Below are 16437 nucleotides of genomic sequence, written 5' to 3' on the forward strand. Positions count from 1 at the left end.
AAGCTTTTCGCCTTGATGTCCGTCGATTAGATAGATTCTGATCAGGAAATGAGCCCTTAATGCATGTAGGGAGCATATGATTGAGGCAACGGTATGGTGCTTCTACGTGTGCTAGTTCTGTAAATAAATTAGAGGTAACTCTTTAAGCAGACTTTAGGGTGAACGATGAATTTAAAACAGCTCTTACAGAATATCAATGCGAAAGTTTATGGGAAAATTTCTCCACTAGAGATTAGGAATATCACTAAGGATTCGCGTAGTGTGGGTGTTGGAGATATTTTCATAGCTCATCGGGGAAGGAAGTATGATGGGAATACCTTTTCTTCTTTTTCTGTGCAAAATGGTGCCATAGCTGTTGCTTCTTCTCTATATAATCCTTTTATTCCTGTGGTTCAAATCGTGTCTCCAGATGTTCCTTTATTGGAGGCAGAGATATCAGCAAAATATTATGCTTATCCTTCGAGTAGGTTAACTGTTGTGGGTGTTACAGGAACAAATGGGAAAACTACGGTATCACATTTAATTAAGTTTTTATTTGATTCCTTTCATTATCGTTCGGGGTTGATAGGAACGATTGCACATGATTTAGGAAATAATTCTGTGCAAGATGGGTTTACTACTCCCGAAGCCTGTTTGTTGCAGAAATATTTAGCAGAAATGGTAAAAAATAGACTTTCTGTTGCTGTCATGGAAACATCTTCCATAGGGTTAGTTCAGAATCGTTTAGCTTGTATCGATTTTGATGTTGGTGTTTTGACTAACATCACTTTGGATCATTTGGATTTTCATGGTTCATTTGAGAATTATATCGAAGCGAAATTACGATTATTCTCTTTATTACCTTCTAACGGTCTTGCTGTTGTTAATGCGGATTGTCCGTATAAGTCGCAATTTTTAGAAGTGGCGAAAGCGCGTCCTATTACGTATGCAGTGGATAGCCCTGCAGATTATCGGGCATGTAATTTGCATTGTTCGCCTTTAGGAACACAGTGTGACATAGTATATCGTGGAGAGCATTTCCCTTGTGTTTTACCTTTAATTGGTGAGTACAATATGTATAATGCACTCGCGGCAGTAGCTGTTGTCCATCAACGGCTAGGTTGCGATTTGAAGCAATGTATCGCATCTTTAGCTCATGTTTCTTCTCCTCGTGGACGGTTAGAGCCTGTGATAACTTCTCCTTGTCCCGTGTATGTTGATTATGCACATACTCCAGATGCTTTGGATAATGTCTGTAGGGCGTTGCAGAAAATACTTCCGAATCAAGGGAGGTTGATTATTGTTTTTGGCTGCGGAGGCGATCGAGATCATAGTAAAAGGAAAATTATGGCACAGGTAGCCGAAGCCTATGGTTTTTCTGTTGTGACTTCGGATAATCCTCGTAGCGAGGATCCTGAGGCAATTATTGAAGATATTTGCTCGGGCTTTGTGAAAAGAAATTTTTCTATCAAAATCGACAGAAAACAGGCAATTACATATGCTTTGTCCATTGCCTCTGGTAAGGATATAGTGTTAGTCGCAGGGAAAGGCCATGAGACATACCAAGTCTTTAAGCATCAAACTATTGTTTTTGATGATAGGGAAGTTGTTCGGGAAATTCTATCCTCGGTCGAGTAATTGCGCTTTACTTATATTTTGTCTGTTGAGAGGAAGTTGTGGAGAAGGTGCTGAGCCCCTGCAGCGAGTGCGTCGTAATGAGGTGATTTTTATTGATCCGGGACATGGAGGTAAGGATCAAGGAACTGCGAGTAAAGAGTTCCACTATGAAGAAAAAACACTTGCTTTATCACTAGCATTTGCTGTGCAGAATTATCTTAAGCGTATGGGTTATAGGCCTGTTCTCACTCGTACGTCGGATGTGTATGTGGATTTAGGGAAGAGAGTTGCTTTAGCTAATCAAAATACAGCAGATGTTTTTATTAGTATTCATTGCAATTATTCATCTAATGCATCTGCTTTTGGCACAGAGATTTATTTTTATAGTGGGAAACAAGCAACAGCAGTACGATCGCATGCTTCAGAAGCTTTGGCTAAAAATCTTTTAAATTCTATGAAAAAACATGGTGCATTGAAAAGTCGTGGAGTGAAGGAAGGAAACTTTGCTGTTATTCGAGAAACTACGATGCCGGCTGTGCTAATAGAAACTGGATTTTTATCTAATGCTAGAGAAAGAGCTGCTCTTTTAGATGCGCGTTACCGCATGCATATAGCTAAGGGAATTGCCGAAGGGATTCATACATTTCTTACTGGGCCAGATTTTCAGAAGATAGGCTCATTCAATACGAAAAAAAAATCTATCAAAACTAGTGCAAATTAAAAATTATAATACCGTCCTCGATGCGATTTGAACGCATGACCTGTTGCTTAGGAGGCAACCGCTCTATCCTACTGAGCTACGAGGACACTTGGATTAGTACTGTAGCAATTTGGGCTAAAGAAGTCACGTACTTGCCTCATTTAGCATACATGTGAATTTTTATTTCTTGTTACGTATAGTTTTCTCCCCTCCTGAACTTGATTGAACTTATGGTAGGGCTTTATATTTTAAAAAATATCTTGAATCCAAAGGATGAATAGATATGATACGCTTATACTTCAAAAGTTTATTATTTAGGGCTACTCAATTAGTTACTTTAGGGCACTTTAATTAGGGAGGCAACGGCTAATATGGCTACCATGACTAAGAAAAAACTGATCAGTACAATATCTCAGGACCATAAGATTCATCCGAATCATGTGCGCACCGTAATCCAAAATTTTTTGGATAAGATGACAGATGCTCTAGTCAAAGGTGATAGATTGGAATTTAGGGATTTCGGTGTTCTCCAGGTAGTAGAAAGAAAACCTAAGGTGGGTCGTAATCCTAAAAATGCTGCGGTGCCCATCCATATTCCTGCACGACGTGCTGTAAAGTTTACACCAGGAAAACGGATGAAGCGTTTGATTGAAACTCCTTCGAATAATTCTTAATTTTTTGTGCCTTTTGTATTTAATCCTTGAGTCAAGTTTTTAAGATGATTTAGAGACTTGACTCTAAAGTTTGTTATTATTATTGTCTGGACGCAATCTATTTCTGAGTAAAATTGTGCATAACGATGGGATTACAGCCAAGATTACAAGAATGTATCGAAGTGTTTCCCCGTGTGAATTTTGATGCGCAAGTGAAGGAGCTCATTTATGCTTGTCAGAATAAAGAGCTTCGAGATTTTGTCTTTAAATTTTTTCGCTATCATCCTCTGATAAAAGTTCATGATATTGCTCGAGCTATTTACCTATTGATGGCTTTAGAAGAAGGCCAGGATTTAGGGTTAGATTTCTTAAAGCTACAACAGGAGAATTCTGGAGCTGTACGCTTATTTTGTTGCGGAGGATTTCCTTGGAAAGGGCTACCTTATCCTGGAGAGCATGCCGAGCTCGGTTTATTGCTTTTACAAATATCTAGATTTTACGACGCAAGTTTAAAACTTGCTGAAATGATGAGTTCTTTTCACCAGTCAATGTTTATGCATGAAGAAACGATTTTTCCTTCTCTGTGGAGCCAGGAGATTACGCGTCCTGCGAAGGAAAAAACCTCTTTGAGTAGATCTTTTCTTTATCAATTGGATCAACAAATTGTAAATGAATTCACCTCTGTTGAACCGAATTTAGGTTTTTGGATGCAGAGAACATGTTCGTCGTCTGCATTTATTTCTGGATCGGGTTGTAAGAGTGGCGTTGGGGCATATTATTTTGGTGATGTTGGTATTGTTAATTACGGTCCCTGTTATGGTGATATTAGTGATTGTCAGGGGTTTGGAATTTCAGGAGTAGTTAAAGAGTTTTCCTGTGTAGAGAACATAGGAGAAGTTATCTGTTCTTTTCTTTCTTCAACCTCGCTTCCTTATTCTAGGTCCACTGGATTTTCTTATTTACAAGACGCTCATTTGGGCATACAGGTGCGTCATGATTTCCGGATTTCAGGGATGGGGTGTCAAGTAAATTCTTTTTTAACAGAAGAAAATACAGGGAACCTAACGTTTTCTATTTTTTGTAAGGGAAAAATGTGCCAGGTGATAGAGGGGCCCCGGCTACGAGCAGGTTCTTTGGATTCTTATAAGGGGCCAGCAAATGATGTCATTATCCAGGGAGAACGTGATTCTTTACGTATTTTAACTTCTAGTCGATATATGGAAATATTTTCTTTACAAGGCAAGGAAAGTTTTTGGGGAAGTAATTTTTTAATTAACATTCCTTATCAGGATTCCTCTGTATCGTTAGTCTTTGAAAAAAGTAATTAAAAAGAATCATTTTTTAATCCTCATTAAAATGATCTTATAATTGTTTTTTAAGAATTATTTGTATTAAAATTATCCTTTTCTGTAAGAGGAGTGATTATGGAGCTTCTTCCCCACGAAAAACAAGTGGTTGAGTATGAGAAAACAATCGCTGAGTTTAAGGAAAAGAACAAAAAAAATTCTTTACTTTCCTCTTCTGAGATACAAAAATTGGAAAGGCGTCTAGACAAGTTAAAAGAAAAAATTTATTCCGATTTGACTCCTTGGGAGCGTGTGCAAATTTGTCGCCATCCCTCACGTCCTCGTTCAGTTAATTATATTGAAGGGATGTGTGATGAATTTATGGAACTAGCTGGAGATAGGACCTTTCGGGATGATCCTGCTGTTGTTGGTGGATTAGCGAGAATTCAAGGACAAAAGTTCATGCTCATTGGCCAAGAGAAGGGATGTGACACAGCTTCTCGTGTTCATCGTAATTTTGGCATGCTATGTCCCGAAGGATTTCGCAAGGCTCTCCGTCTAGCAAAAATGGCAGAAAAATTTCATTTGCCTATTATTTTTCTTGTAGATACTCCCGGGGCGTTTCCCGGATTGACTGCTGAAGAGCGCGGTCAAGGCTGGGCAATTGCTAATAATCTCTTTGAATTATCTAGATTGAAGACGCCAATCATTGTTCTTATTATTGGGGAAGGGTGTTCTGGAGGAGCTTTGGGCATGGCAATTGGCGATGTTATTGCTATGTTAGAGCACTCCTACTACTCTGTAATTTCTCCTGAAGGTTGTGCTTCCATTCTATGGAAAGATCCTAAGAAAAATAGTGAAGCAGCTGCTATGTTAAAAATGCATGGTGAGGATCTCAAGCAGTTTGCCATTGTTGATGTGGTTATTAAAGAGCCTGTGGGAGGAGCGCACCATGATCCTGCGGCAATATACGACAGTGTGCAAAAATTCATACTTCAGGAATGGTTGCGATTAAAAGATCTGTCCATAGAGAATTTATTAGAGAAACGATACCAGAAATTTCGGACTATAGGTCTTTATGAAACTTCTTCTGAAAGCAGTTCTCAGACATAAAAAACACCTAATTTTATTGGGATTTTCTCTGCTCTCTATTCTTGGATTGACAATCTCTTCACAAGCAGAGATTTTTTCCCTAGGCATGATTGCTAAAACAGGTCCCGATGCCTTTGTCCTTTTTGCTAATAAGAAAAATAATCGACTCGTAAAAGAGTATGAGCTTAGCCAACAACAGATTTTAGCAAAGTGGTCAGAAATTTCTCCTGGTTCTGATCGGATAACCTTATCTCAGGCAAACGCCTATATTGCCCAGTATGGAAATGGATCTTCTTCAATAACAGCTAGGTTATCGAAAAAAATCTCTCAATATATGGATTTATCCCGTTTTTCGTCATTAGCCCTGTTTTTGGTAATAGTAGCTATTTTCAAAGCTGTGACATTATTTTTTCAGCGGTTTTTAGCTCAGGTGGTCTCTATTCGTGTGAGTTGTGATTTGCGTAAAGATTATTTCGCTGCGTTACAGCATCTTCCCATGACATTTTTTCATTCTCACGATATGGGAAATTTAAGTAGTCGTGTGATTACGGATTCTTCATCCATTGCCTTAGCAGTAAATTCTCTGATGATGAATTATGTGCAGGCTCCCATTACTCTCGTTCTAGCGTTAATTATTTGTTTATCAATATCGTGGAAATTTTCTCTTCTTCTTTGTGTAGCTTTTCCTGTATTGATACTCCCCATTGTTGTGATTGCTAGGAAAATCAAACTACTGGCGAAAAAGATTCAAAGAAATCAGGATAAGTTTTCCTCAGTACTTTTAGATTTTTTAGCAGGAATCCTTACAGTGAAAGTATTTCGCACAGAGGCATTTGCTTTTAAAAAATATTGTGATCAAAATACGCAAATTGCTGCTTTAGAAGAAAAGAGCGCTGCTTATGCTTTGTTACCTCGCCCATTATTGCATACAATAGCTTCTTTGTTTTTTGCTTTTGTTGTGATTATCGGTCTCTATAAATTTCATCTTCCTCCTGAAGAGTTAATTGTTTTTTGCGGGTTGTTATACCTTATTTATGACCCTGTAAAGAAATTTGCTGATGAAAATACAAATATTATGAAAGGCTGCGCTGCCGCTGAGCGTTTTTATGAGGTTCTTTCTCATCCGAGTCTTTACCGTGACGATGAAGGGAAAACATTTTGTGGATTACAAAGTTGTATTGAGTTTCGGAATGTATCGTTTGCCTATGATGAACGTACTAAGGTTCTTCATGATGTCAATTTTACCATAGCGAAAGGAGAAGCTATAGGGATTGTTGGTCCCACAGGGGCGGGGAAAACAACAATTATACAATTGCTTCCTCGATTATATGAAGTCTCTGAAGGAGAAATTCTTTTCGACGGTCTTTCTGTGAAAGATTACAGTAAATCTTCGTTGAGGGATCATATAGGTTGTGTTTTACAAAAGCCTTTTTTATTTTACGATACTATTTGGAATAATCTTACTTGTGGAAAAGATATCCCAGAAAAGGATGTGATTGACGCATTAAAACAAGCCTGTGCCTATGAATTTGTGAAAAATATGCCGCAAGGGATCCATAGCTTATTAGAAGAAGCAGGGAAAAATCTTTCTGGAGGGCAGCAGCAGCGATTAACAATAGCACGTGCCTTATTAAAAAATTCTTCGATTTTAATTTTAGATGAAGCGACCTCTTCTTTAGATGCAATTAGTGAAAATTACATTAAAGAAATTATTGGCAAGCTGAAAGGACAGTGTACTCAGATCATTATTGCTCATAGGTTATCTACGCTAGAGTACGTTGATCGAGTAATTTATTTAGAGAATGGAGAGAAAGTTGCTGAGGGAATGAAAGATGAACTCCTAGCAACGTGCCCATCATTTTTTAAAATGTGGAAATTGTCTGGAGCTAAAGATCGGGAGGATTCTCATTCTAATGCAGAATTGGTAAGCTCTTCTTTACGTTAGATGGGGTCACCAAAGCTATAATCGAAATTAAGCATTCTCTTAGTGTTACGCACAGAGTCTCTGCTAAAGCATGTTTGTTTTTTTTGAGATAGTCACTACCTTTTGGAGTTGTATAATCAGAAACAATTTTTATCATTATACATGGCAGGTTATGGTTTTTACATAGTTGGGCAATTGTATAACCCTCCATATCAATGAGCTGCAAGTGCTCCAGCATACCATATTTATAAGGAATGGAAGAAGATGCTAGGTGTGCCGAAGAAAGAGATGGCAGAGGAAGAAGTGTAAGTTCCTGTTGGGGGGAAGGATCCCGAGGATTCTCATAATTCAATTCCGCAACTCTAGTAATTGTATAGCAGTTATGCAGGGGAAAGCAAAATGAAGATGATCCCGCAAAACCCATATTTACACAGGCATGGTAGTTAGAGAGGAGTTCTGGGGTTAAAGAAGAAATGACCCCGTCTCTTCCCCATTGTTTAAGAATAAGTAAATCCATAAAGCATAGGTGATTTGTATCTCTATAGGTATAGAAATTCGGGTGTTTTTTCTCAAAAGGATATCCTTGAATTACTGCCTCTGCTTCACACATATCGGCAAAGATGAAAAGAAGACGAGTATAGTTAGTAAGAATTTGCATACTCAGATAATTTTTGCAGCGCTTGTTTACCTAACCCGGATAATGCTAAGGTTTCTTGGTTTACATAAGTATCAATAAATTTTTTAATCACGTTAGCGTTGGGATTTTTAGAATAAGCTAGAGCCGTTTGTATAGATTGTTCAGTTTCTTGAAGAGCTTGGGATAGTGATGTGTGTAAAGCAGATGTTAGGATGTCTATAGTCGATTGAGGCAAATGTTTTTCTACAATAAGACAACCTAAAGGTAAGGGAAGACCCGTAGTGTTTTCCCATAGGTTTCCGAGGTCTTCGCGAAGGTATAATTGTGGAGGATAATGAAATCTGTCCTCATGGATCACGACTCCTGATTCTACTTCTCCGCGGATCAGAGCGGGGATGATAGTATCATACTTCATGGGGATCAGAGTTGCTTGAGGGTAAAATATTTTACATAATAAATGCGCTGTGGTTGTTGTTCCCGGAGTAGCTATCTTAGTTATAGGTTGGGAAGACGAAGATAGAAGCAAAGGCCCTACCCCATAACTAATAATATTTCCCACCTCCATAAGCTGATAGTGCTCAGAGACTTGGTGTAGTAAGGCAGCAGAAATTTTAATGAGTGAGCATCTCTTGTACAAAGCTAGGGAATTTAGCCTAGAGATATCAGCAACAGTAATTTGTTGTAATAACGGAATATCAGGATGACGCTCTAAAAAAGCACGGAATAAGAAGATATCATTGGGACAAGGGGAAAACGCGGCTGAGAGTATCATGAGGACATTTGTTTCATTAATTGAATGGCTACTTGCATATCTTTATCTAAACTTCCTTGGTTTTCTAACCATTGGATATAGGAAGCGGGGACTTCAGTAAGGGGCTTACCCTTATATTTCCCAAAAGGCATTTTAAATACTTTAGGGTGGCAGTTATTTTGCATAAGAGAAAAAACTTGCTCTGCGGAGAGATCCCCAATAAGGGAAGAAAAAACATTGTATAAGGTAATGACATCATCTAAAGCGCGATGTGCCTGGTTTTCAGAAAAACCATACACTTGTCTTAAGTACTGCAAATTATGCTTTGGTAAATCCGGGCGATATTTTTGCGCCCATTTTAGGGAATCTATGGTACGTAAGTTTAGGGGATCTAAAGAATGCCGACGGCATTCTTTTTCTAGTAAGGGAAAATCAAAACTATCGTTATTATGAGCTACAAGAATGGAGTCGCTCCCACAAAAGTCGCGGAATTGCCTATAGGCTTCGGGAAATTTTGGAGAAGAAGCTACTGTAGAATCTGTAATTCCATGAATTTTTGAAGCTTCCTCAGGAATAGGAATTTCGGGATTCACATAGGTTACAAATGATTGTTTTGTGACATTATTAAAAGCAGCAATTTCTATAACACGATCTTTATCTATTTGTGTTCCTGTAGTTTCAGTGTCATAAAAAATAAGAGCTGTCATAATGATCTCTATGTATTTGTTTGTTCTTTTTTTGCTTGTTTTTTTAATTCATCAAGATTCATATTTCCTGAGGATATTAAGCCAACAACGTGTGAGAAACTATCACATACTAATTTAATTGTGTCGATGTATATGCGTAATAAAGTTTCATGAATCTGTCCTTCTAAACAAGGAAGAACTAGGCGATAAAAGATCAGCCCTTGTTCTTCATCCATTCCAAACCCTGGAATATCCAAGTCACGATTAAGTAAATGAAGTAGGCGTGCTGTCGCTCCTTTGTGCTCATCATGTAGTTGGTAAGGGAAGTAGCAAATCATTTGAAGGACTTCTCCTTTATTACGAATAACAAAAAACAAGGGTAATTCATGGTCGTCCGCTTGGATATTAATGTAGGTAAGTTGGCTTTCTCTTTCCAATAAGGGCTGTAATTCAGCTTGTTTTAGAAAATTGGATAGATTGTTTTGATTTAACGACCAAGTTGTCATATGATTTTCTCTCAGTAGTTTGTAAAATATACTTTGTTACTCTTTGTTTATAAGAGCAGGGACTGGCTCATTGCTATGCGATCTTTGCAATTTTTTTATGCTCTTACTCAATACGTCTGAAGTAGAGAAGGAATTTTTGTTTTCATCATTTTTTAAAAGAGCATTGATGTCTGTATCTGGAGGGAATTCAGATAGCATAGTGATACGATCATTAGTTTCTGCAATAACGAGGATTTTATTCACAACTCGGATAAGGTAGATACAGGTTTTCGGGTTGATAGAACGCCTATCCAAAATTTTAATAGTAGAGTGATTACCAAAACTTTGCCCCCTAGATTTAAGGAACTTTTTAAATATCCATACTCCGATGCCGAATAAGGTGAGGACTAACACTAAGGATCCTAGCATTTTGAGCATTTCTACTTTCATATTATCTGGGAACATACTTTGGAATGAGGCAGACTCGTGTAGAGAATCAGAAAGGGCAAGCTCATCAGAAAGAAAAAGGAATCGAGACAAAAAATCGTGCGTCATAAGTTGAGACCCCAATATAAGCTACCTAGAAAATCATCTTAGAGATTACTTTTATTTATATTAAGTTAATATGTGATCTAGTGCTAAGAGTAGATTAAACTGTAATTTTATTATTCCTGCAACAATGATGTACTTAGAGCAAGGGTCTTAAATTTTACAAAAATACGGAATAGTGTGGTTTAAGGATTTTTCATTGTATTTTTTTTTGTGAATCGTTGGAAATACATCTAGGTTATAGAGGAAATGGGTGATTTTATGAGAAAATTATTAGTTACAGATATTGATGGAACGATTACTCACTTGCCTCATCACTTACCTCCCCAAGTGCTGAATACTTTAACTCAAGCATATCAATCGGGATGGGAGTTATTTTTTTTGACAGGTCGATATTTTTTTTATGCACAGCAGTTATTTACCTCTCTTCAAGTTCCCTACTTATTGGGATGCCAAAATGGGGTTTGTGTATGGTTGTCTGAACAAGAAAAGTTTCTCTATTTTCAGGGTATTTCTCGTGATGTTTTACCTATTCTAGAAAAGTATGTAGAAGATAGTCCTGTAGTATTTTGCATAGAGTCTGGAGTGATTCATAATGATCAATATTATCGTTTTGCCTCTCCGCATGAAAATCATTTATTAAAGCGTTTAGATTCTGTGTACTTTCCTACTTCTAAAGATCGTTCTCGTCTTGTAGAAATGAACAAAATTTCTCAAGATTATCCCTATGATTTGTTAGCCGTAGCGAAAGTCTTTGGGAGAAAAAACGATATCGAAGAGTTATATCGTAAAATACAAGGAACTACAGAGCTAGTATCACGATTAAATATTAATTTAATGCGTTGGCCTTTCGATTTTGAGTATGCTTTACTATTTATGACTGAGAAATCTGTGTCTAAAGGTTATGCTGTTGATCGTGTTGTCCATATGCTTTACGAAGGAGACAAGCCTTTTATTATAGCTTCTGGAGATGATGTTAATGATATTGATTTACTAGAGCGAGGGGACTTTAAAATTGTTATGAACACCTCACCTAAGCATATGCATGGCTTGGCTGATTTTCTCGCCTCCCCAGCAAAAGATTTGGGGATTCTTCCAGCATGGGAGGCAGGTATGGGGAAATACTCTAGTCTGCAGAATTCTTAGGAAGCATTTCAGGACCAATTCCCATAATATTGGCTCCATGATCGACATAAAGAGTTTCTCCTGTAATTGCTGAAGCTAGCGGTGAAACTAAAAATGCAGCAGCAGCTCCTACTTGTTCCGCCGTCATAGGCTCGGGGATAGGAGCCCAATCCAAATAATAATCGACCATTTGTTCTATAAAGCCAATGGCTTTTCCTGCACGACTCGCTAGGGGGCCTGCAGAAATTGTGTTTACGCGAACACCCCATTTTCTTCCTGCTTCCCAAGCAAGCATTTTCGTATCACTTTCTAATGCAGCTTTAGCAGCGTTCATTCCTCCTCCATATCCAGGAACAGCGCGTGACGAGGCTAGATAAGTTAAAGAAATGCAGCTGCTACCAGAAGGCATAGAGGGACCAAAGTGTTGGAGTAAACTCACTAAGGAATAACTTGAAGTTCCTAAAGCAGATAGGTAACCCTTTCTTGAGGTTTCTAATAGAGGCTTAGAAATTTCAGGACTATTTGCTAAAGAGTGTACTAAGATATCAATGCGTCCAAAGTCTTCAGTGACTTGGGAAGCAACTTCGGATACCGAATATCCTGAAACATCTTTATAGCGTTTATTTTCTGCAATTTCTTGAGGAATGTCTGTAGGAGAGTCGAAACTTGCGTCCATGGGATAGACCTTGGCAATTTCTAAGAGAGCACCATTAGACAGTTTCCGAGATTCATTGAACTTTCCTAAATCCCAGGATTGGGAGAAAATTTTATAAATGGGTACCCAGGTTCCTGTAAGAATCGTAGCGCCAGCCTCTGCTAATGCTTTAGCGATTCCCCAACCGTAACCCTGATCATCCCCAATTCCTGCTACGAATGCGATTTTCCCAGTTAAATCAATTTTTAACATCCCTTACCTTCTTTATTTTGCAGAGTGATAACGAGGTTAGCAGATTCTTCATTATTAAGAAATACTTTGCGGATAGTAGAAAAATGTTGAATTTCTATGGTCTATGGAGAAGGGTATATTCTTTTTGAAAATTTGCAGATAACAGGATAGTTGAAGTTGAACTACCCATAGTCTTCTTAAAAGAACATTTCGATGTAGTACCCATTTTATTAATTTAGTAAGTACTAATTACTTCTTTAGCGTATCTTTACTTTTAATAATTTTTGTGATTTTTCTTGAGTTATCTTTAATTTACTTTAGAAAATGACAATGAAGTATTCGGTTTATTTGTTTTTAGTGTCTTCGGGGATGATAGCGTCTACGTCGTTAGGTTTTACAAATCCTACGGAGAAGAATTTGGATTCATCTACGAGTTATAACGGGAATACGGCTAGCTCAGGCTTCAGTCCATTAACGACTTCTAATTCTAATGGAACGCAATATATTTGTACTGGGGATGTTTGCATTATGTATGCAGGAACAGGTTCAGGCACAAACACAGCGCTCAGTAGTAGCTGCTTTAAAGAAAGTCAAGGAGATCTTTCTTTTGTAGGTAATGGGTATTCCTTATGTTTTGACCATGTTAATGCATCATCATCCCCCTCTGTTATAGAAGTAGGTGATACTAGTAAGAATTTATCTTTATCTGGATTTTCTTTGTTTTCTTGCACATCGTGCCCTCCTGGAGCCACAGGAAATGGAGCAATAAAATCATCAGGGACAACAACCTTTAGTAATGATGCTACGCTTCTTTTTGAGAAAAATTGCTCGACTGCTGCGGGAGGAGCTATTAGCTGCCAAGGATTGACATTACAAGGGACATCCATATCTGCAAGTTTTATTGGTAATACTTCAAAAGATAATGGTGGGGCCATTGAATCTACTGAATCTACTAACTTAACGAACAATGTGAAGCTTTTGTTCTCTCAAAATAACTCTGAAAAAGCAGGAGGAGCATTACATTCTTCAAAAGCTACGACATTTTCTGGTAATGCTTCTGTTGTGTTTCAAGATAACATGGCTAATAACTCTAGTACAGATGGTAAAGGTGGAGCAATTTGTTGTACAGATACATCTAACAATAATTTAGATTTGAAATTTGAGGGGAACAAAGAGCTGATATTTTCAGGGAATAGTTCTACGACGAGTGGAGGAGCGATTTATGCGGATAAGTTGACGATAGTGACGGGAGGTCCGACTTTGTTTACGAGGAACTCCGTGAAATCGACATCATCACCTACAGGAGGAGCGATTTGTATTAATAGTACGAGTGGCGAATGTAGTTTGACAGCGGAGCTTGGTGATTTAATATTTGATGGGAATACTATTATCACTACAGGCGGATCTACGACTACGAAAAGGAATGCGATTGACTTGGGTACGAATGGGAAGTTTACTACATTGAATGCTCGTGAAGGTTATGGGATCTACTTTTATGATCCTATTTCTAATACAGGAACTACCACTGGAGATATAGAGCTCAACAAAGGAAGTGGCTCAGCTACTTATACGGGTCAGATAGTGTTTTCAGGAGAGCGGCTATCAGTAACGGAGCGAGCAGTGGATGATAACCTAAAGTCCTACTTTAAACAGCCACTTAAAGTGACAGCGGGATCTTTGGTTCTTCGTGATGGAGTGACTTTAGAAGCTAAAAAAGTTGAGCAGACAGCGGGTTCAGCGGTGGTTATGGATGTAGGCACGACACTACAGACTCCAAATTCTGGAGGAGAAACGATTACTTTAGAAAACCTTGAGATTAACGTAGCATCTCTGGGGGGGGGGGGGGGTACTCCTGCCAAGATCTCTTCACAGACAGCAAGTCAAAACGTCACTATCAATAATGTTAATTTAGTTGATTCTGACGGCAACGCTTACGAACAACCGGTCTTTTCTACAACGACTCCTTTCTCAGCATTATCAGTATCGACAAATAGCGGCCAAATAACTATTCCTACGGATAACCTGACAGATTTTATTCCTTCGGCACATTATGGTTATCAGGGAAATTGGACGGTAACTTGGTCTCAAGCAGCGAACGCTGCCACAAACTCTACTACGCTTTCTTGGCAACAAACAGGCTACAACCCTAACCCTGAGCGTGTAGGTGCCTTAGTTCCTAATACCCTTTGGGGAGCTTTTGCCGACATCCGTGCTTTACAAAACCTTATGGAAATGAGTATCCAAGGTGCGGATTACCATAGAGGGTTCTGGGTATCGGGAATAGCGAGCTTTCTAAATCGCAGTGGAACACCCACACAAAGGAAATTCCGCCATTCAGGTGCAGGTTATGCTTTAGGAGTCTTAGCAACAACCCCTACAGAAGATATCTTCTCAGCAGCCTTCTGCCAATTGTTCGGAAGAGATAAAGATTACTTAGTCTCTAAGAATAAATCGGATGTATATGCAGGATCTGTTTACTACCAACACATTTCTTTCTGGGATGTGTGGAACCAACTGCTTCAGAATATGTTAGGGACACAGGCACCTTTAGTTCTTAATGCCCAGTTGGCTTATAGTCATGCGTCCAACGACATGAAAACCAACATGACAACGACATACGCCCCCCCTAATACAGTCTTTCCAGAGATTCGTGGAGAGTGGGGCAATGACTGCTTTGCTGTTGAGCTAGGAGCTAAGACACCTATAGAATTCCAGACATGGAGATTTTTCGACAGTTATTCTCCTTTCCTGAAGTTCCAGTTGGTATATGCTCATCAAGAAGACTTTAAGGAGAACAATAGTTCTGAGGGTAGGTATTTTGAGAGTAGTCATCTGACGAATTTAGCTATGCCTTTAGGTGTGAAATTTGAGAGATTTTCAGATGAAAATCAAGCGTCGTATGACCTTACTCTTGCGTATTCTCCCGATCTTGTAAGAAGCAATCCTGATTGTTTAGTGTCGTTGTTGGTCAGTCCTACAACAGGCGTGTGGACAACTTATGGAACGAATCTTGCAAGACAAGCCTTCATTGTCCAGGCAGGAACACATCTAGCTCCAACACCTAGCATGGAAATTTTCTCTCAATTTGGTTTCGAGTTGCGAGGTTCTTCTCGAAATTACACCGTAGACCTTGGAACAAAATTCCAGTTCTAATTCTACTTCACCTCCCCTACTCCCTCACGGGAGTGGGGTTTACTTTCTATCATTCACGTGTATTTTCCTACTGTTAACCAGTAGTAGTTACTTGTCTAGAAGGTGGGCAGCTTCTTTTCTAGGATCTCTTGAAGAGGATGCTATGATATGAATATTTTCATTAGAGAATGGCAAGGGGAAACTCAGGGAATGAGCATGTAGTAAGGGGCGAAAAATGTTTTTTGGTTGGTTATGAGAACCATAGTCTATATCGCCTACAATAGGATGTCCCAATGTTTGCATGTGTAAGCGAATTTGATGCGTTCTTCCCGTAACGGGTTCACAGTGTATCAAGGAGTATTTTTTATAGGTGCAGAGGATAGACCATCGTGTAATTGTTAATTTTCCTCGAGAGGAGTCGGTGTTTCCAAAAAGAACAGCGCCACAACGGCGTGATTTAGGTGCTGTATAAGAAATAATTGTTCCTGAAGATTTTTTTGGATGGCCAAAGACTAAAGCAGTATAATGTTTAGTGATTTTTCGTTTTTTGAAAAGTTGCATGAGGGGAGAAATAGCTTCTGAGCATTTTGCAAAGAGAATACATCCTGTTGTATCTCTGTCTAACCTATGGACAATATGTAGTTGTAATTTATTCGCAAGTTTTTCTGTGGATAGGTAGGCAGGTTTATCATAAACACAACATTGGGGATGATCCCATAGTATTTGAGGTTCTTCAGGTACTTGTATAACTAAGCTGACACAATCCCCGGGTTGTACTTTATAAGATTCAAATCTTTCGACACGGCCATTTATTCGGCATCCATGATAGTGTATAGAGCTCACGACTGTACATTTATCATATTCCGGTAGTTGTGTTCGTAGAAAGGAGGATAGCCTTTCTGCATGATGGGCAATCCATGTAAACTTTTTCATAA

15 protein-coding genes and 1 tRNA gene are annotated in these 16437 nt (G+C 38.6%); 8 read left to right on the forward strand and 8 right to left on the reverse strand.

The genetic code is table 11. The features are described 5' to 3' along the window. Positions 1-165 precede the first annotated feature (165 nt). Together M787_RS03660 and M787_RS03665 are read left to right on the forward strand one after the other, a co-directional pair. A complete protein-coding gene (locus tag M787_RS03660) occupies positions 166-1617 on the forward strand; it encodes a UDP-N-acetylmuramoyl-L-alanyl-D-glutamate--2,6-diaminopimelate ligase (protein ID WP_021828223.1) in 1452 nt (483 codons plus the stop codon). Next, a complete protein-coding gene (locus tag M787_RS03665) occupies positions 1532-2317 on the forward strand; it encodes an N-acetylmuramoyl-L-alanine amidase family protein (protein ID WP_077974683.1) in 786 nt (261 codons plus the stop codon). Before M787_RS03660 ends, M787_RS03665 begins: the two co-directional genes overlap by 86 nt. A 12-nt stretch (positions 2318-2329) precedes the next feature. Here the strand turns inward: M787_RS03665 and M787_RS03670 are convergent. Further along, a tRNA-Arg gene (locus M787_RS03670) sits at positions 2330-2403 on the reverse strand. A gap of 264 nt (positions 2404-2667) precedes the next feature. On the opposite strand from M787_RS03670, the gene M787_RS03675 reads away from it, so the two are divergent. The 4 genes from M787_RS03675 to M787_RS03690 all read left to right on the forward strand — a co-directional run bounded on the left by M787_RS03675 (position 2668) and on the right by M787_RS03690 (position 7272). Further along, entirely contained in the window at positions 2668-2970 is a 303-nt protein-coding gene (locus M787_RS03675; protein ID WP_021828225.1) for an HU family DNA-binding protein, read from the forward strand. Positions 2971-3095: 125 nt separating this feature from the next. Continuing rightward, on the forward strand, positions 3096-4277 hold the full coding sequence (locus M787_RS03680) for a hypothetical protein (RefSeq protein ID WP_021828226.1): 1182 nt from the start codon (positions 3096-3098) through the stop codon (positions 4275-4277). Positions 4278-4373: 96 nt separating this feature from the next. Next, positions 4374-5348, forward strand: a complete 975-nt coding sequence (locus M787_RS03685; RefSeq protein WP_021828227.1) for an acetyl-CoA carboxylase carboxyltransferase subunit alpha — start codon at positions 4374-4376, stop codon at positions 5346-5348. Next, positions 5314-7272, forward strand: a complete 1959-nt coding sequence (locus M787_RS03690; protein WP_021828228.1) for an ABC transporter ATP-binding protein — start codon at positions 5314-5316, stop codon at positions 7270-7272. The genes M787_RS03685 and M787_RS03690 overlap by 35 nt, the downstream gene beginning before the upstream one ends. On the opposite strand, the gene M787_RS03695 is transcribed toward M787_RS03690, so the two are convergent. The 5 genes from M787_RS03695 to fliO are packed head-to-tail and all read right to left on the reverse strand — an operon-like array spanning position 7238 to position 10365. Next, positions 7238-7909, reverse strand: a complete 672-nt coding sequence (locus M787_RS03695) for a phosphorylase family protein (protein WP_021828229.1) — start codon at positions 7907-7909, stop codon at positions 7238-7240. The genes M787_RS03690 and M787_RS03695 overlap by 35 nt on opposite strands. Then, positions 7893-8660, reverse strand: a complete 768-nt coding sequence (locus tag M787_RS03700) for an MqnA/MqnD/SBP family protein (RefSeq protein ID WP_021828230.1) — start codon at positions 8658-8660, stop codon at positions 7893-7895. The genes M787_RS03695 and M787_RS03700 overlap by 17 nt, the downstream gene beginning before the upstream one ends. Continuing rightward, positions 8657-9346, reverse strand: a complete 690-nt coding sequence (locus M787_RS03705) for a putative quorum-sensing-regulated virulence factor (RefSeq protein ID WP_021828231.1) — start codon at positions 9344-9346, stop codon at positions 8657-8659. The genes M787_RS03700 and M787_RS03705 overlap by 4 nt, the downstream gene beginning before the upstream one ends. Positions 9347-9354: 8 nt before the next feature. Beyond that, positions 9355-9831, reverse strand: coding sequence for a type III secretion system chaperone family protein (locus tag M787_RS03710; protein ID WP_021828232.1), 477 nt, complete (start codon positions 9829-9831; stop codon positions 9355-9357). Positions 9832-9867: 36 nt separating this feature from the next. Further along, the gene (gene fliO, locus M787_RS03715) at positions 9868-10365 is read right to left on the reverse strand and encodes a flagellar biosynthetic protein FliO (RefSeq protein ID WP_021828233.1); all 498 of its coding nucleotides are present in this window, start codon (positions 10363-10365) and stop codon (positions 9868-9870) included. A 255-nt stretch (positions 10366-10620) separates the two neighbouring features. On the opposite strand from fliO, the gene M787_RS03720 reads away from it, so the two are divergent. Next, a complete protein-coding gene (locus tag M787_RS03720) occupies positions 10621-11505 on the forward strand; it encodes an HAD-IIB family hydrolase (RefSeq protein WP_021828234.1) in 885 nt (294 codons plus the stop codon). Here the strand turns inward: M787_RS03720 and M787_RS03725 are convergent. Continuing rightward, the gene (locus M787_RS03725) at positions 11486-12391 is read right to left on the reverse strand and encodes an enoyl-[acyl-carrier-protein] reductase (protein WP_021828235.1); all 906 of its coding nucleotides are present in this window, start codon (positions 12389-12391) and stop codon (positions 11486-11488) included. The two genes, M787_RS03720 and M787_RS03725, sit on opposite strands and share 20 nt — an antisense overlap. A gap of 309 nt (positions 12392-12700) precedes the next feature. On the opposite strand from M787_RS03725, the gene M787_RS03730 reads away from it, so the two are divergent. Next, positions 12701-15523, forward strand: a complete 2823-nt coding sequence (locus M787_RS03730) for an autotransporter domain-containing protein (protein WP_064317835.1) — start codon at positions 12701-12703, stop codon at positions 15521-15523. Positions 15524-15610: 87 nt separating this feature from the next. Here M787_RS03730 and M787_RS03735 read toward each other — a convergent pair whose 3' ends face one another. Then, positions 15611-16435 (reverse strand): RluA family pseudouridine synthase, encoded by an 825-nt coding sequence (locus M787_RS03735; RefSeq protein ID WP_021828238.1) that lies wholly within the window; start codon positions 16433-16435, stop codon positions 15611-15613. Between the last annotated feature and the right edge of the window lie 2 nt (positions 16436-16437).

Origin of the sequence: Chlamydia gallinacea 08-1274/3 (assembly GCF_000471025.2) — a bacterium.
Classification (GTDB): Bacteria; Chlamydiota; Chlamydiia; order Chlamydiales; family Chlamydiaceae; genus Chlamydia; species Chlamydia gallinacea.

Bases quoted from the DNA above. Each gene is read 5' to 3' on its own strand.
- M787_RS03660 (WP_021828223.1), top strand. From the start codon at position 166: ATGAATTTAAAACAGCTCTTACAGAATATCAATGCGAAAGTTTATGGG.
- M787_RS03665 (WP_077974683.1), top strand. From the start codon at position 1,532: ATGAGACATACCAAGTCTTTAAGCATCAAACTATTGTTTTTGATGATA.
- M787_RS03675 (WP_021828225.1), top strand. From the start codon at position 2,668: ATGGCTACCATGACTAAGAAAAAACTGATCAGTACAATATCTCAGGAC.
- M787_RS03680 (WP_021828226.1), top strand. From the start codon at position 3,096: ATGGGATTACAGCCAAGATTACAAGAATGTATCGAAGTGTTTCCCCGT.
- M787_RS03685 (WP_021828227.1), top strand. From the start codon at position 4,374: ATGGAGCTTCTTCCCCACGAAAAACAAGTGGTTGAGTATGAGAAAACA.
- M787_RS03690 (WP_021828228.1), top strand. From the start codon at position 5,314: ATGAAACTTCTTCTGAAAGCAGTTCTCAGACATAAAAAACACCTAATT.
- M787_RS03695 (WP_021828229.1), bottom strand. From the start codon at position 7,909: ATGCAAATTCTTACTAACTATACTCGTCTTCTTTTCATCTTTGCCGAT.
- M787_RS03700 (WP_021828230.1), bottom strand. From the start codon at position 8,660: ATGATACTCTCAGCCGCGTTTTCCCCTTGTCCCAATGATATCTTCTTA.
- M787_RS03705 (WP_021828231.1), bottom strand. From the start codon at position 9,346: ATGACAGCTCTTATTTTTTATGACACTGAAACTACAGGAACACAAATA.
- M787_RS03710 (WP_021828232.1), bottom strand. From the start codon at position 9,831: ATGACAACTTGGTCGTTAAATCAAAACAATCTATCCAATTTTCTAAAA.
- fliO (WP_021828233.1), bottom strand. From the start codon at position 10,365: ATGACGCACGATTTTTTGTCTCGATTCCTTTTTCTTTCTGATGAGCTT.
- M787_RS03720 (WP_021828234.1), top strand. From the start codon at position 10,621: ATGAGAAAATTATTAGTTACAGATATTGATGGAACGATTACTCACTTG.
- M787_RS03725 (WP_021828235.1), bottom strand. From the start codon at position 12,391: ATGTTAAAAATTGATTTAACTGGGAAAATCGCATTCGTAGCAGGAATT.
- M787_RS03730 (WP_064317835.1), top strand. From the start codon at position 12,701: ATGAAGTATTCGGTTTATTTGTTTTTAGTGTCTTCGGGGATGATAGCG.
- M787_RS03735 (WP_021828238.1), bottom strand. From the start codon at position 16,435: ATGAAAAAGTTTACATGGATTGCCCATCATGCAGAAAGGCTATCCTCC.